This is a genomic window from Klebsiella sp. M041 (genome assembly GCF_059759695.1).
In genome coordinates, this window is sequence record NZ_JCAXWU010000001.1 from 83,748 (window position 1) to 107,101 (window position 23,354).

The window sequence follows — 23,354 nt, forward strand, 5'->3', positions numbered from 1 at the left end:
GAATTAGCGTCAATGACGGAAAACATTCATAAACATCGCATTCTCATTCTCGACTTCGGGTCACAGTATACTCAGCTGGTGGCGCGTCGCGTGCGTGAGCTGGGCGTCTACTGTGAGCTGTGGGCATGGGATGTCACGGAAGCACAGATCCGCGAATTTAATCCAAGCGGCATCATTCTTTCCGGCGGCCCGGAAAGCACCACCGAAGAGAACAGCCCGCGCGCGCCGCAGTATGTGTTCGAAGCCGGCGTGCCGGTATTTGGCGTCTGCTACGGTATGCAGACCATGGCGATGCAGTTGGGCGGCCATGTAGAAGGCTCTAACGAGCGTGAGTTTGGCTACGCGCAGGTTGAAGTGGTTAACGACAGCGCGCTGGTGCGCGGTATCGAAGACTCTCTGACCGCGGACGGCAAACCGTTGCTGGACGTGTGGATGAGCCACGGCGACAAAGTCACCGCCATCCCGTCTGACTTCGTCACCGTCGCCAGCACCGACAACTGCCCGTTCGCCATTATGGCCAACGAAGAAAAACGCTTCTACGGCGTGCAGTTCCACCCGGAAGTGACCCATACCCGTCAGGGGATGCGTATGCTGGAGCGCTTCGTGCGCGACATCTGCCAGTGCGAAGCCCTGTGGACCCCGGCGAAAATCATCGACGACGCCGTTGAGCGTATCCGCCAGCAGGTTGGCGATGACAAAGTGATCCTCGGCCTCTCCGGCGGCGTGGACTCTTCGGTGACTGCGATGCTGCTGCACCGCGCCATCGGCAAAAACCTGACCTGCGTATTCGTGGATAACGGTCTCCTGCGTCTGAACGAAGCCCAGCAGGTGATGGACATGTTCGGCGACCACTTTGGCCTGAACATTGTTCACGTCGAAGGCGAGCAGCGCTTCCTCGACGCGCTGAAAGGCGAGAACGATCCGGAAGCGAAACGTAAGATTATCGGCCGCGTCTTCGTGGAAGTGTTCGACGAAGAAGCGCTGAAGCTGGACGACGTCAAATGGCTGGCGCAGGGCACCATCTACCCTGACGTTATCGAATCTGCCGCTTCCACTACCGGTAAAGCGCACGTCATCAAATCTCACCACAACGTGGGCGGCCTGCCGAAAGAGATGAAGATGGGGCTGGTTGAGCCGCTGCGCGAGCTGTTCAAAGACGAAGTGCGTAAGATCGGTCTGGAGCTGGGTCTGCCGTACGATATGCTCTACCGTCATCCGTTCCCGGGTCCGGGCCTCGGCGTGCGCGTGCTGGGCGAAGTGAAGAAAGAGTACTGCGACCTGCTGCGTCGCGCCGACGCTATCTTCATCGAAGAGCTGCACAAAGCTGACCTGTACAACAAAGTGAGCCAGGCGTTCACCGTGTTCCTGCCGGTTCGCTCCGTCGGCGTGATGGGCGATGGCCGTAAATACGACTGGGTGGTTTCCCTGCGTGCGGTGGAAACCATCGACTTCATGACCGCGCACTGGGCGCACCTGCCGTATGATTTCCTCGGCCGCGTCTCCAACCGCATCATCAATGAAGTGAACGGTATTTCCCGCGTGGTGTATGACATCAGCGGTAAGCCACCGGCGACGATCGAGTGGGAATAACGCCCGCCCGTTAATCGTTTTTGATTTAAGCCCGCATCCTGCGGGCTTTTTATTGCCTGTCTCATTTCACCGCTTGCTCAATCACCCGGGCAATCTCCTCCGGTTGGCTCACCATCGACACATGGCTTGCCGCCACCTCAGTGGTTTTCGCATCAATCGCCTTCGCCATCGAACGCTCCAGATCCGGATTGATCATCCGGTCATTCTTGCTGACCACATACCAGCTCGGCTTATCATGCCAGGCCGCATGCGTGACCTTTTCGGTAAAGGCCTCCGCGCGGATCGGGCCCTGGGTGGCGATCAGCCTGTTTTGCTCAGCAGCCTTAATATCTGGCGCAAAGTCCTGGCGTACCGATTTTTCAGGTAACCAGAGAAAACCCTCTGCGGTTTTAGCAATACCTGCGCTGCCCGGTGGGGCAGGGTAGCTCCCCGCCAGATCCGCCGTCGACTGGCCCGAGTCCGGGGCAAACGCCGCCACGTAAACCAGCGATTTGACCCGCGCAGCGTTACCCGCCTCGCTGATCACCGTCCCGCCCCAGGAGTGGCCTACCAGCACCACATCCCCGTGGGCCCGGGCGATGGCGCGCTGGGTTGCGGCGACATCCTCTTTCAGCGAGTTGAGCGGCAGCTGAACGGCAATGACCTCGGTATGCTGGCGTTGCAGTCTGTCGATCACCTGGTTCCAGCTGCTGCCGTCGGCAAAAGCGCCGTGCACCAGCACCACGGTTTTATTGCTACTCGCCAGTGCGGTACCGCTGGCGGCGGCCAGCAGCAGGCCCACCGCGAAGGTATGAAGAGACTGTTTTTTCATGGTGACGCCTCAACGGTAAATATCTGCGGTGCCCGACAGGGTGTTGTTCCCCCCGGCGGAGGTAATGCGAAACGCACCGGCGCCCGCTTTAACGGCTTTGGCCTGCAGTTTCGCCTCCAGATCCGCCAGCGACGTTGCGCCGCTGCTGTCGGAAACGGTGCCAATTTTTTGCAGCCCCTGAGGCTGGTTAATTTCCCGGGCAGCGAAAGCGGAAGACGCCATTGCGGCGGAGAAGGTCAGAACAGCAATCAGTAATGCTTTCATGGTTAAGATCCTCAAAAATAAGTGACTGGTGGCGTTCAGTGCATAACCGCAGCATGCGGCGGTACGATGAATTCGACGGTCTTGCGATCAACAGGTTTATGGGTTGGATCGGCGAGAATAAGGGTCACCTTGTGATGACCGGCAGGCAGGCCCACCAGAATAACCGGCTCGCCGCTGGCGTCGGCCCAGTGCCAGGGGTTGTCATCCACGATGACGTGGATATGGCCGATGCGCGGCGCCACTTTCAGCGCCTCGGGCCCGAACACCGGTTCAATACGCATGTTCTCGGCGCGGTATTGAATAAAGACCGCACCTTTACTCAGCGGGCCCGCCAGCGGCGGATCCACAATCAGTGTTGCCGGTGGCTGGGGCTGTTCGGGCGGTGCAACGGCGGCGGGGCCGTTAACATCCGCGGCGCTGAGTCCGCTAAGCGGTGCAGCCCAGGCGCAGCCTGATGTCAGCGCGAACAGCGTGAAGAGTAAATGTGGACGTATCATCGGGGTATCTCCTCATCGGGTCATCAATGGCGACAGCCTCATAAAACCATTTTTATGTATCGGGTCTGTTTGCTGTGGGCGGCTTTTTTGTATGGCTGCGTAAGCAGGGCGGCGTGGATACAGTGCGATACATTCCGCGCATGCGAAGGGCTGTATCTGCTGGCATGGTGTCTGCAGAGGCACCCGGGTGGGTGCTACAGCAAACAGGAGAATGACCATCATGAATCACGAAAAGGTAGCGTTGATTTTCGGCGGCGCGCGCGGTATCGGGGCGGCCATTGCGGCGCGACTGGCGCAGGAGGGCTATCGGGTTGCCATCACCTGGGTATCACGCCCGGATCGGGCGCAGGCGCTGGTCTCAACGATTGAGCAACGGGGCGGTCAGGCGATAGCCATTGAAGCCGACAGCGCAGACCCCAGGGCTATCCAGGCCGCGGTGGATAAGACATTACGGCACTACGGCAGGCTGGATGTCGCGGTGGTAAATGCGGGCGTGCTGCGTCTCGGTACCCTTGAGGCCTATTCGCTGGACGATCTGGATACCACCCTGGCCGTCAACGTGCGTGGTGTCTTCCTTGCCATTCAGGCGGCGGTTAAGCCGATGGCGGAAGGGGGGCGTGTGATCACCATCGGCAGTAATACCGCGGTGCGTACCGGCCATGTGGGCAGTAGCGTGTATGCCATGAGTAAAGCGGCTGTCGCCTCAATGGTGCAGAACCTTGCGCTGGATCTGGCGCCACGGCGCATCACGATTAACAACATCCAGCCGGGGCCCATCGCCACCGATATGACTGCCGGAATGGCGGAGCAGATCGTCGGGCGCATTCCCTTGCAGCGTATGGGCGAACCGGACGAAATCGCCTCGCTGGCGGCCTGGCTTGCCGGTGAATCGTCCGGCTACATGACGGGTACAAGCCTGACCATCGACGGCGGCTTTGTGCTCTAGTCGCTAAGGGCAGGGATACCCTCAGCCTGGTGCGATGCCTGTCCCTTGACGATAGCCACCGCCAGTACGGCAATCAGCAGCGTTAACCCCCACGACAGCCACATCGCCCCGATCGTCCCTAAAGCCCGGTTCAGCCACGCATAGGCCAGCGGGGAGGCCGCCGCCATCAGCTGGGCCGGGATCAGCAGCACCCCGGTGCGTCTGGCGTACGCTTCAGGGGCAAACAACTGCAGCGGCAGCGTGGCTTTGACGATGGTCACCAGCCCGTTAATCGCCCCGTAGCCCAGCACAAAACCGGCGGCTGACCAGAGAAAAAGCGAGCTACTCAGGCCGAGCATAAAGCACACCGGCATAGCCAGCGCGGTAAGCAGCGTCAGGCGAAGCGGGGTGAGCCCCGCCCCGGCCACCACCTCCAGAAACCGTGCACCAGTCTGTCCAACGCCCCATAACATGCCGACGGCAACCGGCAGACCGACGCTTATGATAAATTCCGGCAGATGGGTGGAAGTGCCATTAGAGACAAAGGTGATCAGCGCGATAAACGCGGCGTACAGCCAGCCGTTTCGCCGATCCCGTACCGCGGCAGGGGCGGCGGGTTTATTGACGATAAAGCCTGTTTTATTGGGTAGCGACAGGGTTAACGCGGCGCTTAGCAAGCCGAACAGGGCATAGATCAGCAGTGCTTCCCGCCAGCTCATGGCCGCGAGCAGAGCCTCCCCCAGCGGCCAGAACACCACCGAGGCCAGCCCACCCGTCAGGGTTATGCGGGAGATCGTCCGTCGCGCCTGCTTGCCGTAGAGATTAACCAGCGCGGCAAACAGCGCGTCATACAGCGACAAACGCATGCCGATGCCGGTCAACAGCCAGGCGCTGTACCAGGCGACAAGCGAGTGTGCGTCAGCCATAAGCAGACAACCGACGGCGAGCAGCAGGGAGCCTGCCATCACCACGCGTTGCCCGCCAGCACGCGACAGCAGCCGGGCGACAAACGGCGAGAGGGTGGCCATCACCAGCATGGCGAGCGTCAGGCCTGAGTAGATTTGTGGGGATGACCAGCCGGTATCTGCCGACATCGCCCCGGCAAAGGTGCCGGGCATATAAAAAGAGATACCCCAGTTGATCAGTTGCTGAGCGCCCGCCGTGAAGGCGAGGCGTCGGGGAATAGCCGGTGTTTCCATGGTTTTTCATTCCGTTAAGACAGTTGTCCTGAGCATACCCGGCAGGCTATTGTTCTGGCAGAGCGGCCACCTTATGCGCGGTATAAGAGAAACTTTGCATGACAACACTGAACCTGGGAAACCTGGCGACCTTCCGGCTGGTCGTACAGCGCGGCAGCTTCTCCGCCGCCGCCGACGCGCTGGGGATCTCCCAGCCTGCCGTTAGCCTGCAGGTGCGTCAGCTGGAGCAATTTTTACAGACTCGGCTGCTGGAGCGCACCGGGCGTGGGATCAAGGCGACGGCGGCGGGAATGGCGCTGCTGTCCCACAGCGAGCAGATCGATCGGGCGGTGAATAGCGCGGTGCAGTCGGTCAGCGCATTTAGCCAGGAAGTTAATGGCTCGTTGACGCTGGGGACCGGCGCGACGGCCTGCATTCATCTTCTTCCGCCGCTGCTGCAGCATCTTCGTCAGCAGCACCCGCTGCTGACGGTGGGGGTGACCACCGGCAACACGCTGGATATCGTCCGGGCGGTGGAGGAAAACCGGCTCGATCTTGGACTGGTTACCCTGCCCGTGCAGGGGCGCAGTCTGGCAGTGACCGCAGTGGTTGACGAGGAGTTCGTGGTCATTCATCCCAGCCACGAGGCGGGGATCCCGGCGGTGTGCACCCCTGAAGCGCTGCAGGCGCTGCCGCTCATTGCCTTCGAGGCGGGCAGCGGCACGCGGGATCTGATTGACCGCTGGTTCCGTTCGGCGGGCCTGGCGGTTACGCCGGTGATGCAGCTGGGAAGCATCGAGGCGATCAAACGCATGGTGCGGGCCGGGCTGGGCTACAGTATTGTGCCCCGCATGGCGGTGGAGCAGGCGGAGGATCGCTGTGGCTTAACGGTACATTCTCTGGCCCCGTCGCTGTACCGTCAACTGGCGGTTGTCATGCGTCAGGATAAAGTGATTACCAAAGGAGTGGCGGAAATGCTGCGTCTGCTACAGGCCGTGCGCTTATAAATCGCCAGCGTCAACACATGCCTCGTCAGGAATAGTGTCTCGAAAACGGGCGTCTCTGACTGCGGCTGGGGGCGCACCCGGCACGGGCTCAACGGGTTACTCGCGGGCGGAAGGCTCGACGGTGAGCGTTGACTCCTGCGACGCTTTTTTATCCTGGTGATGGTACCAGGCGCCAATGGAGGAGTAGACAAAGCGTCCAAAGAAGAAGAGAAAGCTGATAAGCAGTACGATACGGGTCATGCGACGGTTAAATCGATGTCGTTTACGCATACTGGGTGCCTGACTCACAAAAGGTTCCTTGAAGTATACCCGAAGATGGGCGATGGGGGTATTAAGGCACAGGAACGAGGTGGGGTCAATTGATGCAGATGTAAAAGTGCGGCAGTGAAAACATTAATTAATGTTATATAAGATAATCGGCGTATTTACATGCTCACTTTATTAGCCAGGGAAAGGTGAAAAAATAAGTTTTATTAATGTTGGTGTCAGCATTTGTTGATTTATATCAACAGCCTCATTCTCTTGGCCACTAAAATCAGCGGACGTTACCGTATCGTAATTACTTATGCGGTCAGCATGGGGTGGTTGGATGCCTGCCTGAATATGCCTCGCAGGAGCAGAGGCTCTCTGTAGAGCACCTATGAATTTATTAAAATACTATCAACAATATCGCGACAAATGGTGGGCCTTACCGCTTCTCCTGCCTGTGCTGTTATTACCCCTTGCCAGAGGGATGAATACATATACCGTGCTGAATGGTCACATGGTTTATCTTTATTATCTTCCCCTGGCGCTGGTGCTCAGCCTGATGATGTTTTTCGGCTGGGCGGCGATCCCCGGTATTATCGTTGGCCTGCTGCTTACGCTGGCCCGGGGCATGACGCCGGAACAGGCCTTTGGCGTACTGTTCCATTTTCTGATCCCCTGCGTACTCTGCTGGGGCGGATACCGCATCTTTGTTCCTCAACGGCAGCAGGTATCGCACGGTAACGTCAGACTGATGCCGCATCGTTTGTTCTGGCAAATGCTGCTCCCTTCGGTCATTTTTCTGATTCTGTCGCAGATCGCCGAGTTTCTGGGGCTGCATCCGCGCACAACGGAGATGACCGGCGTCTCGCCGTTTAGTTTACGGTCGTTAATCACCTTTCAGGCGCTGATGGTAGGGTGCCTGACCGGCGTGCCCTTATGTTATTTACTGCTGCGGGTAATTCGTAACCCTTTTTATTTACGCGGATTTATTTCTCAGGTTCGCTTACAAATTGATCCAAAAATAAAAAAAATTGAAATCATCAGCTGGGTGGCGATATTAATCCTGCTGCTGGGGCTATTATTGATGCCGCTTAATGATAGCAGCACTATATTTAGTACAAATTATACATTATCCTTACTGATGCCGGTGATGCTGTGGGGGGCGATGCGTTTTGGCTATCGCTTTATCTCGCTGATCTGGACGCCGGTACTGATCGCCGTGATCCATTTTCATTACCGTTATTTACCCATTTATCCAAGTTATAACACTCAGCTGGCGATCACCTCGTCAAGCTATCTGGTGTTCTCGTTTATTGTCGCCTATACGGCGATGCTGGCGACACAGCAGCGGCTGATCTACGCCCGCGTCCGACAGATGGCCTTTCTCGACCCGGTGGTACATATGCCGAATCTGCGGGCGCTGAGCCGGGCGCTGAACGGCGGGAGCTGGTCGACGCTCTGTTTTTTGCGTATTCCTGAGCTTGAGCTGCTGGGCCGCCACTATGGGGTGCTGTTGCGCATTCAGTATAAGCAAATGCTGGCGAATCACCTGCGTGCGCTGCTGCAGCCGAACGAAGCGGTATATCATCTTGCCGGTCACGATTTAGTGTTTCGTCTCAACAGCGAAGGGCACCAGGCGCGCATTCATTTAATTGAGCGCTCCCTGCGACAGTTCCGTTTTCACTGGGACGGGGTCCCCCTGCAGCCGCGGATCGGCATGAGCTATTGCAACGTCCGCTCGCCGGTGAAGCATCTGTATTTGCTGCTTGGCGAGCTGAACACGATTGCCGACATGTCGCTGGCCAGCGGCCATCCGGAGAATTTGCAGCGCCGCGGCGCCGGGCATGTCCAGCAGGATCTGAAAGACAAAGTGGTGATGATGAACCGCATCCTCAAGGCGCTGGAGCAAGACCATTTTGTCCTGATGGCGCAACCTATCCAGGGCATTCGCGGCGACAACTACCATGAAGTGTTGTTAAGGATGAAAGGGGAGTCGGGGGAGCTGACGGGGCCAAACGAGTTCCTGCCGGTGGCGCACGAGTTTGGGCTGTCCACGCGCGTGGATCAGTGGGTCATTGATCACACCCTGGCCTTTATGGATGCCAACCGGCGGGCGCTGCCCGGTCTGCGGCTGGCGATCAACCTCTCTCCGGTCTCGCTGAGCCGCAGTCAGTTTCCCGAGGAGGTGGAAAACCTGCTGCAGGCCTATAACATTGAGCCATGGCAGATTATCTTCGAGTTGACCGAAAACTATGCGCTCAGCAACCCCGAGCTGGTCTGCCAGACATTAGAGCGTCTGCGGGCGCTGGGCTGCCGGGTGGCGATCGATGATTTTGGTACCGGCTACGCCAGCTATGCGCGGTTAAAAACGATGAACGTCGATATTCTTAAAATCGACGGCAGCTTTATTCGCAATCTGCTCGCCAGCAGTCTTGATTACCAGGTGGTGGACTCTATCTGTCGTCTGGCGAGGATGAAGAACATGCAGGTGGTGGCCGAATATGTCGAGTCGCCGGAGATACGCCAGGCGGTCATCGCGCTGGGGATAGATTATATGCAGGGCTATGATATTGGCGTTCCGGTACCTCTGGCGCAGCTGGCGGAGGGGATGAGCGCCTGAAGCGGTAAAAAGCCGGGCGCGATGGCCCGGCTCGAATGCTATCCACAGAGGCGATCAGGCGTCTGGCTCTTCTTCCGCAATCTTCAGCAGCCACTCCGGCACACCTTCCCAGTACTGCTGCTCTTTTTCCAGATCCAGCAGCACCAGCGCATTCTGGCTAAACCAGTTGTGCGGGAAGGTCAGCGTCCAGTGGTGAGCTTCCGTCTGCAGCCGTAGCGTCGGCGGCGTGGTGGTGGCCTGACGCTGGTTATTCAGCAGCACGCCGAGGCGCAGCAGCTGGATCAGCGGCAGAAACTGCTTTTTCCTGAATAGCGTAAAGCGCGGCAGGTCGTCGAGTTTTATCGCTTTGCGATGATAGCGCACCAGCGTGGCCATCAGCATCTGCTGCTCCTGGTTGAAGCCCGGCAGGTCGCTGTTCTGCAGAATGTAGGCCGAGTGGCGGTGCATACCGCTGTGGTTAATATTCAGGCCCACCTCATGGAGCATCACCGCCCACTTCAACAGCGCCGCGAGGTGTGGATTGGCCAGCTTCGGATTCTGCTCCTGCCACTGCTCCAGCATAAGGGTGGTGGTTTCCAGTACCCGGCGCGCCTGTTCGCGATCGATGTTGTACTGATTCGCCAGACTCTGCGCCGTGCGGCTACGAATATCCTGGTGGCGGAAACGGCCTTCCATTTCGTACAGCACGCCTTCACGCAGCGCGCCATCAGACAGACGAAGCTCTTTAATGGCTAACGCGTCAAACACGCCGCACAGGATCGCCAGCCCCGGGGCAAAGACCGCTTTACGGTCTTCCGAGAGGCCGGGCAGGCTGAGCGCGTCGAAGTTTTTATGTTTCAGCAGCTCACTGACCAGCATTTCGAGGCGTTCCGGCGTAATAAACCCGTCCTTCTCGCCCATAGCCACCAGCACTTCCTGGGCGGCTTTAATGGTGCCGGAGGCGCCCAGCGCCACGGTCCAGCCCTGAATACGGAACTGCCAGGCCAGGGTTTCCAGCTTTTGCACCGCCGCCAGGCGAGCGCGCTGAAAATTTTCCTTATTGATCGTCCCGCCCGGGAAGTAGGCCTGGGAGAAACTCACGCACCCCATGCGGCGGCTTTCCACCAGGCGGGGCTCAAAATCTTCACCGATGACCAGCTCAGTCGAACCGCCGCCGATATCAATCACCAGCTTACGGCCGCGCTCCGGCTGCGTGTGCTCCACGCCCATAAATATCAGGCGCGCTTCTTCATTACCGGAGATGATCTCGATCGGGTAGGGGATCACTTTTTCCGCGCGTTTAAGAAACTCCGCCGCATTGGTCGCCTGACGCAGCGTATGCGTCCCGACGATGCAGACGCTGGAGGGAGAAAATCCCTGCAGGCGTTCGGCAAACAGCGACAGGCAGTTCAGCCCGCGGGTCATGGCTTCTTCGCTCAACACCGAGTTTTCATCGAGGCCATCGGCCAGATGTACGCGCTGTTTCAGGCGTCCGATGATCTGCATGGCGCCGTCGACGACACGGGCGATCACCATATGAAAACTGTTCGAACCAAGGTCAACCGCAGCGAACTCCTGCGGTCGAGGGGTTTTTTCGTTTATTGGCATAGGTTAGTCGGGTTGTTCGAGTGATTTGAGATAATCGTAAATCGCCATCTGAGCGCGCACTTTACGGCGATTGCCGCGCGGCACATAGCGATTACTCAGTTCTTTATCAAGATAGCGCGCTTTTACCGTATCGTTGAACAGGATATCAAAAATATCCAGCACCCGCTGTTTCAGGCGCGGGTCGAGCAGCGGGGCGGCAACTTCGATACGATAATCGATATTACGCGTCATCCAGTCGGCAGAGGAGAGCCAGACCTGCTTATCGCCACCGTTTTCAAAACAGTAGACCCGGTCGTGCTCGAGGAAACGGTCCACAATGCTGATGACGCGAATATTTTCGCTGATGCCTTCCAGACCGGGGATCAGCGAGCACATGCCGCGGATCAACAGGTTGACCGGCACGCCGGAGCTGGAGGCGGCATACAGTCTGTCCACCAGCCCTTTGTCCACCAGGTTGTTCAGCTTCAGGGTAATACCGGACGGTTGCCCGTTCTGCGCATTAGCGATCTCGCGGTCGATCATCTCATACAGCAGACGACGCGAGTTCTGCGGCGACACCAGCAGGTAATCGAAGCTGACCGGGCGGTAGGGGTTTTCAATAAAGTTAAACACCCGGCGGACTTCATTGGTAATGCGCGCATCGGCGGTTAACAGCGAATAGTCGGTATAGATCCGCGCGGTCTTCTCGTTGAAGTTACCGGTGCCGATGTGGGCGTAGCGCACCACCTCATCGCCTTCTTTACGCGAGATAAGGAACAGCTTGGCGTGGATCTTCAGGCCCGGCGCGGAGAAGATCACGTGAACGCCCGCTTCCGTCAGGCGCTTCGCCCAGTGAATGTTGGCCTCTTCGTCAAAACGCGCCTGCAGCTCCACCACCACGGTGACTTTTTTACCGTTGTGGGCGGCGTGGATCATCGCGTCGATGATGCGCGAATCCTTGGCCACGCGGTAGATGTTGATTTTGATCGCCAGTACGCTGGGGTCGAACGAGGCCTGGCGAAGCAGCTCCAGCACATGCTCAAAAGTATGATAGGGGTAGTAGAGCAGCACATCGCGTTCGCGAATGGCGTCGAAGCCGTTGCGGAATTTATCAAACCACAGATGACGCAGGCGCGGCATAGGTTTATTGACCAGATTGGCCTTACCCACGTTCGGGAAGCCGATAAAGTCTTTAAAGTTGTGATAGCGGCCGCCCGGCAGCATTGAGTCATAGTTGGAGATGGAGAGCTTATCGCGCAGCATTTCGACCATCGCGTCCGGCATATCGCGCTGGTAGACGAAGCGAACCGGCTCGGCGGTCAGGCGCTGTTTCAGGCTGGAGGACATCAGCTCCATCAGGCTCGACTCCATCTCATGCACCAGATCGTACTCGGCGTCACGGGTCATTTTCATCGAGTAGGCGTTCAGCGCATCGTAATCAAAGAAGCCTTTAAAGATGTCGTCCAGGCAATAGCGCAGAATGTTATCCAACAGGATCATTGGCTTACGGCGACGAGGCGCTTCCGGCGGCAGGTTTACGAAGCGCGGGACCTTATCCGAGGGAATTTCCAGCAGGGCATAATTGATGTTTTCCCCGCGGATAATCTCCACCGCCAGATAGGTGTAATCATCTTTCAGAAACTGCACGAGGTCCGTTTCGCGGTTAATCAGGATCGGCGAGATATGCTGGCGCAAATACTGTTTAAAGTAGTTGCGCAGCCAGGCCTGCTGATTGACGGACAGCTGACGCTCATTGATCAGGAAGATCTGGTTGCGCGCCATCTCCAGCAGCAGTTCGTTATACAGACTATCGAATTCCTGATCGGCCTTCAGCACGCGGGCCTGGATTTTGCCTAACAGGTGGCGAGAATGGGCGGTACTGCCTTGTTCTTCACTGATAATAATCCGGCGCTTAAGCTCAGCGAAGCGCACTTTGTAAAACTCATCAAGGTTGTTGGAGTAGATCCCTAAGAAGCGCATGCGCTCAATCAGTGGGTTACTCTTGTCCGCCGCTTCCTGCAGCACGCGCTCGTTAAAAGACAACCAGCTGAGTTCTTTTTCGATGTATAGCTTTTCCTGGCCCATTACCGCTCACACTCCGTTTTACTCACAGGACGTAGACTATTATGACGAATTTTTCTGCATAGCGATTTACTGTGTCACAACTATATGACAGTAAGAAGAATTATTTCTGTGAGATGTTTGATTAATAAACAATTTTAATTAAAAAAAAGCCCCGCGATGGCGAAAGGCGGGGCTGTTGTTCATTCTTCAGCGGCATAGCCCTGGGGGGGAAGCTGTCGTTCATCCAGCCAGGCGTGGTTGCCCTCCATGCGCAGACGTCCCTCGACGAACCAGCTTATCACCAGCGGATAAATGGCATGTTCCTGGGTCTGAACCCGCGCCGTGACCTCTTCTTCGCTGTCGCCAGCAAAGACCGGCACTTTGGCCTGCAGGATAACCGGACCGCCGTCCAGCTCGTCGGTGACGAAGTGCACCGAGGTCCCATGCTCCTCGTCACCGTTTTCCAGCACCTGGCGATGGGTATGCAGGCCAGGATACTTCGGCAGTAACGAAGGGTGGATGTTCAGCAGACGTCCCTGATAGTGGCTGACGAAGGCGGGGCTCAGGATACGCATATAGCCCGCCAGCACCACCAGATCCGGGGCGTAGGCGTCAATTTCATGCATCAGCTGACGATCGAACGCTTCCCGGTCGGCAAACTGACTTTGCGCCAGCGCGTGGGCCGGGATCCCGGCCGCGCGCGCGCGCTCAAGGCCGAACGCATCGGCCTTGTTACTGAATACCGCACGCAGGGTGCCGTTTATCTGTTTCCGGCCGCAGGCGTCGATGATCGCCTGCAAATTACTGCCGCTACCGGAAATCAGCACCACAATGTTTTTCATGCAATGACCACACGCTGTTCGGAATCGGAGGCTTTGATATACCCGATTTTCCACGCGTTTTCACCTTTCTCGTTCAGCAGGGCAATGGCCTTGTCTGCTTCTGCAGCCGGCAGGGCGATGACCATCCCCACGCCGCAGTTAAAGGTACGGTACATCTCATGCTGGCTGACGTTACCGGCGGTTTGCAGCCAGTTGAAGACGGACGGCCACTGCCAGGAAGACTCATCAATCACCGCCTGGGTGTTGTCCGGCAGCACGCGCGGGATATTTTCCCAGAAGCCGCCGCCGGTCAGATGGGCGATGGCGTGAACGTCAACGCTGGCAATCAGGTCGAGAACCGATTTCACATAGATGCGGGTCGGCGCCAGCAGATGGTCGGCCAGCGGTTTGCCGTCAAGGTCGGTAGTCTGCGGGTCAACGCCGCTAACTTCAATAATCTTACGCACCAGCGAATAGCCGTTAGAGTGCGGGCCACTGGAGGCCAGCGCCACCAGCACGTCGCCGTCAGCGACTTTACTTCCGTCGATGATTTCTGATTTTTCCACCACCCCGACGCAAAAACCCGCCACGTCGTAATCTTCGCCGTGGTACATCCCCGGCATCTCTGCGGTCTCACCGCCCACCAGCGCGCAACCGGACTGCAGGCAGCCTTCGGCGATGCCGTTGATGACGCTGGCTGCGGTATCGACGTCCAGTTTACCGGTGGCGTAATAATCAAGGAAAAACAGCGGCTCAGCGCCCTGAACCACCAGGTCGTTCACGCACATGGCGACCAGGTCGATGCCGATGGTGTCGTGACGCTTCAGATCCATTGCCAGACGCAGCTTGGTACCGACGCCGTCGGTGCCGGAGACCAGTACCGGCTCGCGGTATTTCTGCGGCAGTGCGCACAGCGCGCCGAATCCGCCCAGTCCACCCATCACTTCCGGGCGACGGGTTTTCTTCACCACGCCCTTAATACGGTCGACGAGAGCGTTGCCTGCATCAATATCCACGCCGGCATCTTTATAGCTGAGAGAGGTTTTGTCGGTCACTGCGAAGTCTCCACGCGTTTGCGGTAAGCAAGAAAAATCGGCGCAATTCTAACAGGGAAAGCAAACGTTTGCGAGCCTGCTTTACAGTCGGCGTAAAACCGTTGGCGGATGGTCAAATTTGATACTGCTCACGAAAATGAAACCGGGTACAGCCTTGTGCTTGCCTCAGTGCCAGGGAATCCTCATCATACGAATGAAACCGGTTTCTGTGGTTGGCCGCCGTGTGGATCACCGGTGCATTATGCTCGACAGGGGAGGGATGAATGAAGATTGCGGCATTTGATATCGGCGGCACCGCGCTAAAGATGGGCGTCATGACCCGCGACGGCAGGCTGCTGGAAACCGCGAAGCAGTCAATCAATGACAGCGATGGCGATCATATCTTACAGACCATCCTGTCGTGGCTGGCGGCCCACCCGTCGTGCGAAGGTATAGCCATCAGCGCGCCGGGCTATGTCGATCCGCACAGCGGCTTTATCACCATGGGCGGCGCTATCCGTCGATTTGACAACTTCGCCATGAAATCGTGGCTCGAGACGCGAACCGGGCTGCCGGTCTCGGTGGAAAACGACGCCAACTGTGTGCTGCTGGCTGAGCGCTGGCAGGGCAAAGCGGAGGAAATGGCCAATTTTCTGGTGCTCACTATCGGCACTGGCATCGGTGGAGCGATTTTTTGCCAACATCAGTTGATCCACGGGGCGCGTTTTCGCGCCGGTGAGTTCGGCTATATGCTTACCGATCGTCCTGGCGGACGCGATCCCCGTCGCTACTCGATGAATGAAAACTGCACCCTGCGGGTGCTTCGCCATCGCTATGCGGAACATATTGGCGCGCCGCTGGATAGCGTCACTGGTGAAATGATTTTTGACCGCTACGACGCCGGCGACCCGGTTTGCCAGCGTTTGGTCGCCGAGTTCTTCAATGGCCTGGGCCATGGCCTTTATAACCTCGTCAATATCTTCGATCCGCAGACTATTTTTATCGGCGGCGGCATTGTGGAACGCCCTGGATTTCTGACGCTGCTGCGCCAGCATCTGGCCTGGTTCGGCATTGCCGACTATCTCGATACCGTCAGTCACGGCAATGATGCCGGCCTGATTGGCGCGGTTTACCATTTCAATCAGCACTATCGTTCGCCTGGCGACGATCGACCTTAGGGAGAGATTATGTCCGGATTTAAAGAAGGTTTTCTGTGGGGCGGCGCGGTGGCGGCGCATCAGTTAGAGGGCGGCTGGCAGGAGGGGGGCAAGGGGGTCAGCGTGGCGGATGTCATGACCGCCGGCGCCCACGGGGTGCCGCGGGAAATCACCGACGGCGTGGTAGCGGGGAAAAACTACCCGAACCATGAGGCGATCGATTTTTATCATCGCTACCCGCAGGACCTGGCGCTGTTTGCCGAAATGGGCTTTAAATGTTTCCGCACCTCGATTGCCTGGACGCGTATTTTCCCGCAGGGCGATGAACAGGAGCCGAACGAGGCTGGCCTGCAGTTTTATGACGATCTGTTCGACGAATGTTTGAAACACGGTATTGAACCGGTCATTACGCTGTCGCATTTTGAAATGCCCTATCACCTGGTCACCGAGTACGGCGGCTGGCGTAACCGCAAGCTGATCGACTTTTTCGTGCGCTTCGCCAGGGTCGTCTTCACCCGCTACCAGCATAAAGTGAAGTACTGGATGACCTTCAACGAGATCAACAACCAGGCCAACTACCATGAGGACTTTGCCCCCTTCACCAACTCCGGTCTGAAGTATGTGCCGGGTGAAGATCGGGAACCGGTGATGTACCAGGCCGCACATTATGAGCTGGTTGCCAGCGCCCTGGCGGTGAAAGCGGCGCGCGAGATCAACCCTGCTCTGCAGATAGGCTGCATGATCGCCATGTGTCCCATCTATCCGCTGACCTGCGCGCCGGACGATATGATGATGGCGATGAACGCCATGCACCGCCGGTACTGGTTCACCGACGTCCACGTGCGCGGCCGCTATCCGCAGCATCTGCTCAACTATTTTGCCCGCCGCGGCTTTAGCCTGGACATCACCGAAGCCGATCGTCAGGCGTTAACCGAAGGCTGTGTCGACTACATCGGCTTTAGCTACTATATGTCCTTCGCCACCAAAGCCACCGAAGATAACCCATTGCTCGATTATGATGAAACCACCAGCCTGGTCTCCAACCCGTACGTGAAAAAGTCGGACTGGGGCTGGCAGATAGATCCGGTCGGCCTGCGCTATTCGCTGAACTGGTTCTGGGATCACTATCAGCTACCGCTGTTTATTGTCGAAAACGGTTTTGGCGCGATCGATGTTCGTGAAGCGGACGGCAGCGTGGATGACCAGTACCGTATCGATTATCTCTCCGCCCATATCGCGGAGATGAAAAAGGCGGTGGTCGAAGATGGTGTTGACCTGATGGGCTATACCCCGTGGGGCTGTATCGATCTGGTTTCCGCCGGCACGGGGGAGATGAAAAAACGCTACGGCTTTATCTACGTGGATAAAGATAATGAAGGCAACGGCACGCTGGACCGCAGTAAGAAGAAGTCGTTCGACTGGTATAAGAAGGTGATTGCCAGCAACGGGGAGCAGCTATAATTTCCCGATGGCGCTGCGCTTATCGAGCCTGCGTGGTTTCCAGTCCGGGTAAGCGTTAGCGCCGCCCGGCAGAACCCCGCGCTAAAACCGGAGCCTCGTCTCCGGTTTTTTTGTCTCTAAATCACTTTGCTTGATATACGTCAAGCAAGATGGGTATGGCCTAATCCGAAAAAAGCGGTATAATCCCGCGATTTTTTTTGTGGCTGCCCCTCAGAGGAGAAAGAGAATGAAGATTGTGGAAGTCAAACACCCACTCGTCAAACACAAGCTGGGCCTGATGCGCGAGCACGACATCAGCACCAAACGCTTCCGTGAACTCGCCTCAGAAGTGGGCAGCTTACTGACTTATGAAGCCACCGCCGATCTGGCAACCGAGAAAGTGACCATCGAAGGCTGGAACGGCCCGGTGGAAGTTGAGCAGATCAAGGGCAAGAAAATTACCGTCGTGCCTATCCTGCGCGCAGGCCTCGGCATGATGGAAGGGGTGCTTGAGCACGTGCCAAGCGCGCGTATCAGCGTGGTGGGTATTTATCGCAATGAAGAAACCCTCGAGCCGGTACCTTACTTCCAGAAACTGGTGTCCAACATCGATGAGCGTATGGCGCTGGTGGTTGACCCGATGCTGGCCACCGGTGGGTCGATGATCGCCACTATCGATCTGCTGAAAAACGCCGGCTGCACCAGCATCAAGGTGCTGGTGCTGGTGGCGGCGCCGGAAGGGATTGCCGCGCTGGAGAAAGCGCACCCGGACGTTGAGCTGTATACCGCCTCTGTCGATAAGGGACTGAACGAGCACGGGTACATCATTCCCGGTCTCGGCGATGCCGGCGACAAGATCTTTGGTACGAAATAATCGAATAACGATAAATAAGCCGACTTTGAGAGTCGGCTTTTTTTTGAATAAAACACACATAACTAACCATCTCAGAGGAAAACACTATGACGCGCCGTGCTATCGGGGTGAGTGAAAGACCGCCGCTTTTACAGACTATCCCGCTTAGTTTGCAGCACCTGTTTGCCATGTTCGGCGCAACGGTGCTGGTGCCAATCCTGTTCCACATCAACCCGGCCACCGTGCTGCTGTTCAACGGTATTGGTACGCTGCTGTACCTCTTTATCTGTAAAGGCAAAATCCCGGCGTATCTGGGATCGAGTTTCGCCTTTATCTCTCCGGTGCTGCTCCTGCTGCCGCTGGGCTATGAAGTGGCGCTGGGCGGTTTCATTATGTGCGGCGTGCTGTTCTGCCTCGTCTCCTTTATTGTCAAAAAAGCCGGTACCGGCTGGCTGGATGTGATGTTCCCCCCGGCGGCGATGGGGGCCATCGTGGCGGTTATCGGTCTGGAGCTGGCAGGCGTGGCGGCCAATATGGCCGGGCTGCTGCCAGCCGACGGCCAGTCACCGGACAGCAAAACCATTATTATCTCGATGGTAACCCTGGCGGTGACGGTGTTTGGTTCGGTCCTGTTCCGCGGCTTCCTGGCGATTATCCCGATCCTGATTGGCGTTCTGGTGGGCTATGCGCTGTCGTTTGTGATGGGCGTGGTTGATACCACCCCGATCGCCGAAGCGCACTGGTTCGCGCTGCCAACCTTCTACACGCCGCGTTTTGAATGGTTCGCCATTTTCACCATTCTGCCCGCTGCGCTGGTGGTGATTGCCGAGCATGTCGGTCACCTGGTGGTGACGGCCAATATCGTCAAACGCGATCTGATCCGCGACCCGGGCCTGCATCGTTCGATGTTTGCCAATGGCCTGTCGACGATCATTTCCGGGTTCTTCGGCTCGACGCCTAACACCACCTACGGGGAAAATATCGGCGTGATGGCGATTACCCGCGTCTACAGCACCTGGGTTATCGGCGGCGCGGCGATCATTGCGATTCTGCTCTCCTGCGTCGGCAAACTGGCGGCGGCGATCCAGATCATCCCGGTGCCGGTGATGGGCGGCGTGTCGCTGCTGCTGTACGGGGTGATCGGCGCCTCGGGGATCCGTGTACTGATTGAATCGAAGGTGGATTACAGCAAAGCGCAGAATCTGATCCTCACCTCCGTGATCCTGATCATCGGCGTCAGCGGTGCCAAAGTGCACATCGGCGCCGCTGAGCTGAAAGGGATGGCGCTGGCCACCATCGTCGGTATCGCGCTCAGCCTGATTTTCAAGCTTATCAGCGTCCTGCGTCCGGAAGAGGTGGTTCTCGACGCCGTGGATAGCGAAGAGGTTAAATAACGATCGCCTGACCGGGCGGCGATCCCGCCCGGTTCTCTCCTGACCTAAATCTGTGATAAACTCTTCGCGTTTTTCTGTAAGCCTATGTTGAGGTCCATCTGAACGCACCGGCACAGCTCTCTTTGCCACTGTATCTTCCTGACGACGAAACCTTCGCGAGTTTCTGGCCGGGTGATAATCCTTCTCTACTTGCTGCCCTCCAGAACGTACTGCGCCAGGAACACAGCGGGTATATTTATATCTGGTCACGTGAAGGGGCGGGTCGCAGCCACCTGTTACACGCCGCCTGCGCCGAGCTTTCCCAGCGCGGGGATGCCGTGGGCTACGTGCCGCTGGATAAACGCACCTGGTTTGTGCCGGAGGTGCTGGAGGGGATGGAACAGCTGGCCCTGGTCTGCATCGATAACATCGAGTGCGTCGCCGGGGATGAGCCCTGGGAAATGGCCATCTTTAATCTCTACAACCGGATCCTGGAATCAGGTAAAACCCGGCTGCTGATCACCGGCGACCGGCCGCCGCGGCAACTGAATCTTGGTCTGCCGGATCTTGCCTCGCGGCTTGACTGGGGGCAGATCTATAAGCTGCAGCCGCTGTCGGATGAAGACAAACTGCAGGCCCTGCAGCTGCGCGCCAGACTGCGCGGCTTTGAGATGCCGGAGGACGTGTGCCGCTTCCTGCTGAAGCGGCTGGATCGCGAGATGCGCTCGCTATTTATGACCCTCGATCAGCTGGATCATGCCTCGATTACCGCTCAGCGCAAGCTGACGATCCCCTTCGTGAAAGAGATCCTTAAACTCTAGTCCGCCTGCGGAGTCAGTTCCTCCTCCGTCAGCCCGGTCAACCGGGCGACCAGGTCGCGCGCCAAGCCACTGTGTAGCATAGCGGCGGCGATACGCTGCGCCTCTTCTTTCCGGCCTTCCTGACGGCCCTGCGCCAGTCCCTGCGCCAGGCCCCGCTCCAGACCCTGCTGTTCCAGATATTCCGCAATTGTCATCAACGTCTCCTTGTGCTGCGGCGTACGTAACGCCAGCTCGCGAATGAACTTGATCGGCTCTCGCGCGTTGCCTGCCTGCACCAGATAGTGCATCAGGGCTTGTACCTGCGATTCCGTCGCCAGACCAGTCAATAATAATTCGCTCAGTTTGTCGAGGAGCTGCGCCAGATCGCGTTGTCGAATATGTTTTTGCAGTAACTCCAGCGTCGCCATGCGCTGATGGGTGGCAATGTCGTCATCCGGAATGACGGTAATGTCCGCCAGCGGAAACGCCCCGTGATAAAGGTGGCCGGCCAGCTCCGGAGCGACGAATTCATCGAGCCAGCGCAGTGAGAACGGGTAGGGGCTTACCAGACCGTGGTAGAAGAGAACAGGGATCACCAGCGGCAGCCGATCGTGGCCGGCATCAAGGTGGCGCTGCATGGCGGCGATGGCGTAGCGCATCAGACGAAAGGCCATATGCCGGTCGGGCGTGCTCTGGTGTTCGATAAGCGCATAAATATAGCCGTCTCCCGCCGTGGTTTTCAGGGAATACAGAATGTCGGCGTAAAAGGGACGCAGATCGTCTTCGACAAAATGCCCGGACTCGAGATGCAGCGTACGCAGATCGCACACTTTAAGCAGCGTCTCGGGCAGGTACAGCCGCAGAAAATCGCGGGCGGTATCTGGGTGGGAGAGATAGGTCTTAAATACGGCATCGTGAGGCGTTGAGGTTGGTTTTTTCATGTTCATCCGTCCAGTGGATTGAGCGTTAGATGAACAGTAGCACTGCAAGACGGGCGGGAGGGATTGGCGTGGAAGATCTGGAATCAGCTACGTAAAAAAAGCGCCGCGTAAGCGCGGCGCGGGTGGCTTAGCTCACGATCTCAAGGACCTGCTCCGGCGGTCGGCCAATACGCGCCTGGCCGCGGCTGACGACAATTGGGCGTTCGATGAGCTTAGGGTTGTCGACCATCGCCTGTATCAGCGCGGCGTCGCTGAGCGCCGGGTCGGCAAGATTGAGCGATTTATACAGATCCTCTTTCTGGCGCATGAGTTCGCGGGGGCTCTCCATACCCAGCAGCTGCAGCAGTTGACGCAGCGTCCCGGCATCCGGTGGCGTCTCAAGATAAAGCACCACCTCAGGATCGATGCCGTGGCTCTTCAACAGGCTCAGCGTTTCGCGGCTCTTCGAGCAGCGTGGGTTATGGTAAATTTTTACCGCGTCGGTCATGGGGTCTCCTTACATTTTTTGGTAGGGGCGGAAGCGGGCCTGTAGCTCACGTAGCTGGTCGATGCGGGCATCGTAGCGGGCCTGCTGCAGACTACCGAGTTTCACTTGCGAGCTGGCGCTGCTGAGCAGGGAAATCGCCTGTTCCAGCTGGCCGACCAGCGCCATGCTTTCTGCCCGCGCCGCCAGCTCCTGGTCGCGATTGCCCAGGGCGCCTTCCGCCTGCGCCAGCAGGTCCCAGCCGTTGCCATCCTCTTTATAGGTAAAGGTATAACGATTCAGGATGGTCGCCGCTTCCCCGGGCTGTCCGCCCTGCAGGAGGGCGTTGGCCAGGTTCAACTGCAGCACCGGATTGGTGCGCAGTTCACGAGCGTTTTTAAGACGGTTGATGGCGTCGCCGGTTTTCTTCTGTCCGAGGTCGATATCGGTGGCCAGATCGAGATACCAGGGATTTTGCGGATCGGCGCTGAGCAGCGGCTGCAGCGTTTTGCGCGCCTGGTCAAAGTTGTTGCTTTCCATCGCCAGCAGGGCGCGGCCATACTGCGCGGCATGCTGCTGGCGGATATTGCCTTTATCCCAGGCATTGAGCAGATCGGTGCCTAGCTTATTGTCGCCGTTGGTGTACATTCCGAGGGTACGCGCCTTCGCCAGATAGAAGTCCGCTGAGGACTGTACGACAACCGGGCGCATCTGGTTGGCGCGGTTACGGGCATCGGCAAGCCGGCTTTCCGGCAGGGGGTGGGTGAGCAGCATTTCCGGCGGCCGCGTTGAGTAGCGCGACTCATCAAGCAGTTTACCCATAAACATCGGCATGGCCTGCGGGTCGAATCCTGAGCGTTGCAGAACCTGAATACCGATCCGGTCAGCCTCTTCTTCGTTCTGACGGGTGAAGCTGATCATGCCCTGTTGGGTGCCGGCCAGCGTCCCGGTCAGCGCCGCCATCCCGGCCTGCGGGCTGGCCATCGCCAGCAGAATTGAACCCAGCGCGCCGACCCAGGTCAGCGGCGCATTGCGTTTCTGATCTTCCATTGCGCGGGCGAGATGCCGCTGCGTAACGTGGGAAATTTCGTGCGCCATGACAGAGGCCAGTTCGCTCTCGTTATCGGAGTAGCGGAACAGGGCGGAGTGGAGGACCACATTGCCGCCGAAGAAGGCGAAGGCGTTAATTTGGTCGTTATTAATCAAATAGAAGTGGAACGGGGTGCGCACCGAATTCGCATGCGAGACCAGACGCATGCCCAGCCCGTTGATATATTGCACCAGCAGAGGGTCGTTGATCAGCGGCGCGCTGCCGCGCAGCTGGCGGACGTAGTAATCCCCCATCTGCATTTCCTGACCAATCGATAACGTGCTTCCTGCGGAGGTCCCCATGTCCGGCAGGGTATCTGCGGAGTCAGCAAAAGCAGGGCCTAACGAACCCAGCGTCAGCGACGCGATCATGGTCGCCACCAGCGTTTTCTTCAACTGCCTGAACATAACCTCTGTCCTGTAATGTGGGTGTGCCAGTTTGACCGATTGTGCGACGCAATGTTCCCTGGCCGCATCCCAGCGAGTTTAGCTGGCGTTAGACGCATTGAAAATAGGTTCTTCACGGCGGAGACGGGTTTGTCTGCTGCGCATCAAAAAGCGAAGTCTTTTTTGTGACATTTCGATACAATTCCCCCGTTTGTCGCCGCGTTG

General features: G+C 57.7%; 21 protein-coding genes and 1 pseudogene. 10 read left to right on the forward strand and 12 right to left on the reverse strand.

Annotated features, from left to right (window positions below; translation table 11 throughout):
- Positions 1-12: 12 nt before the first annotated feature.
- Positions 13-1,590, forward strand: a complete 1,578-nt coding sequence (guaA, locus tag AC6CWS_RS00395; RefSeq protein WP_023290629.1) for a glutamine-hydrolyzing GMP synthase — start codon at positions 13-15, stop codon at positions 1,588-1,590.
- Between the two features lie 61 nt (positions 1,591-1,651).
- On the opposite strand, the gene AC6CWS_RS00400 is transcribed toward guaA, so the two are convergent.
- From AC6CWS_RS00400 to AC6CWS_RS00410, 3 genes are read right to left on the reverse strand one after another with little or no spacing between them, the layout of a single operon-like run.
- Entirely contained in the window at positions 1,652-2,401 is a 750-nt protein-coding gene (locus AC6CWS_RS00400; RefSeq protein ID WP_032453711.1) for an alpha/beta fold hydrolase, read from the reverse strand.
- Between the two features lie 9 nt (positions 2,402-2,410).
- Positions 2,411-2,665, reverse strand: coding sequence for a YdgH/BhsA/McbA-like domain containing protein (locus AC6CWS_RS00405; RefSeq protein WP_044524334.1), 255 nt, complete (start codon positions 2,663-2,665; stop codon positions 2,411-2,413).
- Positions 2,666-2,700: 35 nt separating this feature from the next.
- Complete coding sequence (locus tag AC6CWS_RS00410) at positions 2,701-3,162, reverse strand: DUF6130 family protein (RefSeq protein WP_032453709.1); 462 nt, start codon at positions 3,160-3,162, stop codon at positions 2,701-2,703.
- A 220-nt stretch (positions 3,163-3,382) separates the two neighbouring features.
- Here AC6CWS_RS00410 and AC6CWS_RS00415 point away from each other — a divergent pair, with 220 nt between their 5' ends.
- A complete protein-coding gene (locus AC6CWS_RS00415; protein WP_080901573.1) occupies positions 3,383-4,108 on the forward strand; it encodes an SDR family oxidoreductase in 726 nt (241 codons plus the stop codon).
- Here the strand turns inward: AC6CWS_RS00415 and AC6CWS_RS00420 are convergent.
- Positions 4,105-5,286 carry an MFS transporter gene (locus AC6CWS_RS00420; RefSeq protein WP_044524332.1) on the reverse strand — a complete coding sequence of 394 codons (1,182 nt, stop codon included), beginning with the start codon at positions 5,284-5,286 and terminating at the stop codon, positions 4,105-4,107. The two genes, AC6CWS_RS00415 and AC6CWS_RS00420, sit on opposite strands and share 4 nt — an antisense overlap.
- Before the next feature lie 73 nt (positions 5,287-5,359).
- Here AC6CWS_RS00420 and AC6CWS_RS00425 point away from each other — a divergent pair.
- Positions 5,360-6,272: pseudogene (locus tag AC6CWS_RS00425) on the forward strand (LysR family transcriptional regulator).
- A 96-nt stretch (positions 6,273-6,368) separates the two neighbouring features.
- Here the strand turns inward: AC6CWS_RS00425 and AC6CWS_RS00430 are convergent.
- Complete coding sequence (locus AC6CWS_RS00430; RefSeq protein ID WP_017900441.1) at positions 6,369-6,542, reverse strand: YfgG family protein; 174 nt, start codon at positions 6,540-6,542, stop codon at positions 6,369-6,371.
- 370 nt (positions 6,543-6,912) lie between these two features.
- Between AC6CWS_RS00430 and AC6CWS_RS00435 the strand changes: the two genes are divergently transcribed.
- Positions 6,913-9,141, forward strand: coding sequence for a sensor domain-containing phosphodiesterase (locus tag AC6CWS_RS00435; RefSeq protein ID WP_080901531.1), 2,229 nt, complete (start codon positions 6,913-6,915; stop codon positions 9,139-9,141).
- 54 nt (positions 9,142-9,195) lie between these two features.
- Here AC6CWS_RS00435 and ppx read toward each other — a convergent pair whose 3' ends face one another.
- The 4 genes from ppx to purM form a co-directional block, all read right to left on the reverse strand.
- Complete coding sequence (gene ppx / locus AC6CWS_RS00440) at positions 9,196-10,728, reverse strand: exopolyphosphatase (protein ID WP_004201914.1); 1,533 nt, start codon at positions 10,726-10,728, stop codon at positions 9,196-9,198.
- A 3-nt stretch (positions 10,729-10,731) separates the two neighbouring features.
- Positions 10,732-12,792 (reverse strand): polyphosphate kinase 1, encoded by a 2,061-nt coding sequence (gene ppk1, locus AC6CWS_RS00445; RefSeq protein ID WP_002913838.1) that lies wholly within the window; start codon positions 12,790-12,792, stop codon positions 10,732-10,734.
- 179 nt (positions 12,793-12,971) lie between these two features.
- Entirely contained in the window at positions 12,972-13,613 is a 642-nt protein-coding gene (gene purN, locus AC6CWS_RS00450) for a phosphoribosylglycinamide formyltransferase (protein WP_023290625.1), read from the reverse strand.
- A complete protein-coding gene (purM, locus tag AC6CWS_RS00455; protein WP_004201922.1) occupies positions 13,610-14,647 on the reverse strand; it encodes a phosphoribosylformylglycinamidine cyclo-ligase in 1,038 nt (345 codons plus the stop codon). Before purM ends, purN begins: the two co-directional genes overlap by 4 nt.
- Before the next feature lie 263 nt (positions 14,648-14,910).
- Between purM and bglK the strand changes: the two genes are divergently transcribed.
- The 5 genes from bglK to AC6CWS_RS00480 all read left to right on the forward strand — a co-directional run bounded on the left by bglK (position 14,911) and on the right by AC6CWS_RS00480 (position 20,270).
- Entirely contained in the window at positions 14,911-15,804 is an 894-nt protein-coding gene (gene bglK / locus AC6CWS_RS00460) for a beta-glucoside kinase BglK (protein WP_080901532.1), read from the forward strand.
- A 9-nt stretch (positions 15,805-15,813) separates the two neighbouring features.
- The gene (locus AC6CWS_RS00465) at positions 15,814-17,244 is read left to right on the forward strand and encodes a 6-phospho-beta-glucosidase (protein WP_080901533.1); all 1,431 of its coding nucleotides are present in this window, start codon (positions 15,814-15,816) and stop codon (positions 17,242-17,244) included.
- 226 nt (positions 17,245-17,470) lie between these two features.
- Positions 17,471-18,097 (forward strand): uracil phosphoribosyltransferase, encoded by a 627-nt coding sequence (gene upp, locus AC6CWS_RS00470; protein WP_004201927.1) that lies wholly within the window; start codon positions 17,471-17,473, stop codon positions 18,095-18,097.
- A gap of 86 nt (positions 18,098-18,183) precedes the next feature.
- Entirely contained in the window at positions 18,184-19,470 is a 1,287-nt protein-coding gene (gene uraA, locus AC6CWS_RS00475; RefSeq protein WP_023290621.1) for a uracil permease, read from the forward strand.
- 98 nt (positions 19,471-19,568) lie between these two features.
- On the forward strand, positions 19,569-20,270 hold the full coding sequence (locus AC6CWS_RS00480; protein ID WP_020947395.1) for a DnaA inactivator Hda: 702 nt from the start codon (positions 19,569-19,571) through the stop codon (positions 20,268-20,270).
- Here the strand turns inward: AC6CWS_RS00480 and AC6CWS_RS00485 are convergent.
- The 3 genes from AC6CWS_RS00485 to bepA all read right to left on the reverse strand — a co-directional run bounded on the left by AC6CWS_RS00485 (position 20,267) and on the right by bepA (position 23,150).
- Positions 20,267-21,190, reverse strand: coding sequence for an Rpn family recombination-promoting nuclease/putative transposase (locus tag AC6CWS_RS00485; protein WP_023290620.1), 924 nt, complete (start codon positions 21,188-21,190; stop codon positions 20,267-20,269). The two genes, AC6CWS_RS00480 and AC6CWS_RS00485, sit on opposite strands and share 4 nt — an antisense overlap.
- Positions 21,191-21,317: 127 nt before the next feature.
- A complete protein-coding gene (gene arsC, locus AC6CWS_RS00490; RefSeq protein WP_048297992.1) occupies positions 21,318-21,677 on the reverse strand; it encodes an arsenate reductase (glutaredoxin) in 360 nt (119 codons plus the stop codon).
- A gap of 9 nt (positions 21,678-21,686) precedes the next feature.
- Positions 21,687-23,150, reverse strand: coding sequence for a beta-barrel assembly-enhancing protease (gene bepA, locus AC6CWS_RS00495; RefSeq protein ID WP_065883051.1), 1,464 nt, complete (start codon positions 23,148-23,150; stop codon positions 21,687-21,689).
- 51 nt (positions 23,151-23,201) lie between these two features.
- Between bepA and AC6CWS_RS00500 the strand changes: the two genes are divergently transcribed.
- Complete coding sequence (locus AC6CWS_RS00500) at positions 23,202-23,318, forward strand: hypothetical protein (RefSeq protein WP_032429201.1); 117 nt, start codon at positions 23,202-23,204, stop codon at positions 23,316-23,318.
- The last annotated feature ends 36 nt before the right edge of the window (positions 23,319-23,354 follow it).

Coding starts and splice junctions, on each gene's coding strand:
- guaA (WP_023290629.1), top strand. CDS start 13: ATGACGGAAAACATTCATAAACATCGCATTCTCATTCTCGACTTCGGG.
- AC6CWS_RS00400 (WP_032453711.1), bottom strand. CDS start 2,401: ATGAAAAAACAGTCTCTTCATACCTTCGCGGTGGGCCTGCTGCTGGCC.
- AC6CWS_RS00405 (WP_044524334.1), bottom strand. CDS start 2,665: ATGAAAGCATTACTGATTGCTGTTCTGACCTTCTCCGCCGCAATGGCG.
- AC6CWS_RS00410 (WP_032453709.1), bottom strand. CDS start 3,162: ATGATACGTCCACATTTACTCTTCACGCTGTTCGCGCTGACATCAGGC.
- AC6CWS_RS00415 (WP_080901573.1), top strand. CDS start 3,383: ATGAATCACGAAAAGGTAGCGTTGATTTTCGGCGGCGCGCGCGGTATC.
- AC6CWS_RS00420 (WP_044524332.1), bottom strand. CDS start 5,286: ATGGAAACACCGGCTATTCCCCGACGCCTCGCCTTCACGGCGGGCGCT.
- AC6CWS_RS00430 (WP_017900441.1), bottom strand. CDS start 6,542: ATGCGTAAACGACATCGATTTAACCGTCGCATGACCCGTATCGTACTG.
- AC6CWS_RS00435 (WP_080901531.1), top strand. CDS start 6,913: ATGAATTTATTAAAATACTATCAACAATATCGCGACAAATGGTGGGCC.
- ppx (WP_004201914.1), bottom strand. CDS start 10,728: ATGCCAATAAACGAAAAAACCCCTCGACCGCAGGAGTTCGCTGCGGTT.
- ppk1 (WP_002913838.1), bottom strand. CDS start 12,792: ATGGGCCAGGAAAAGCTATACATCGAAAAAGAACTCAGCTGGTTGTCT.
- purN (WP_023290625.1), bottom strand. CDS start 13,613: ATGAAAAACATTGTGGTGCTGATTTCCGGTAGCGGCAGTAATTTGCAG.
- bglK (WP_080901532.1), top strand. CDS start 14,911: ATGAAGATTGCGGCATTTGATATCGGCGGCACCGCGCTAAAGATGGGC.
- AC6CWS_RS00465 (WP_080901533.1), top strand. CDS start 15,814: ATGTCCGGATTTAAAGAAGGTTTTCTGTGGGGCGGCGCGGTGGCGGCG.
- upp (WP_004201927.1), top strand. CDS start 17,471: ATGAAGATTGTGGAAGTCAAACACCCACTCGTCAAACACAAGCTGGGC.
- uraA (WP_023290621.1), top strand. CDS start 18,184: ATGACGCGCCGTGCTATCGGGGTGAGTGAAAGACCGCCGCTTTTACAG.
- AC6CWS_RS00485 (WP_023290620.1), bottom strand. CDS start 21,190: ATGAAAAAACCAACCTCAACGCCTCACGATGCCGTATTTAAGACCTAT.
- arsC (WP_048297992.1), bottom strand. CDS start 21,677: ATGACCGACGCGGTAAAAATTTACCATAACCCACGCTGCTCGAAGAGC.
- bepA (WP_065883051.1), bottom strand. CDS start 23,150: ATGTTCAGGCAGTTGAAGAAAACGCTGGTGGCGACCATGATCGCGTCG.
- AC6CWS_RS00500 (WP_032429201.1), top strand. CDS start 23,202: ATGTTCCCTGGCCGCATCCCAGCGAGTTTAGCTGGCGTTAGACGCATT.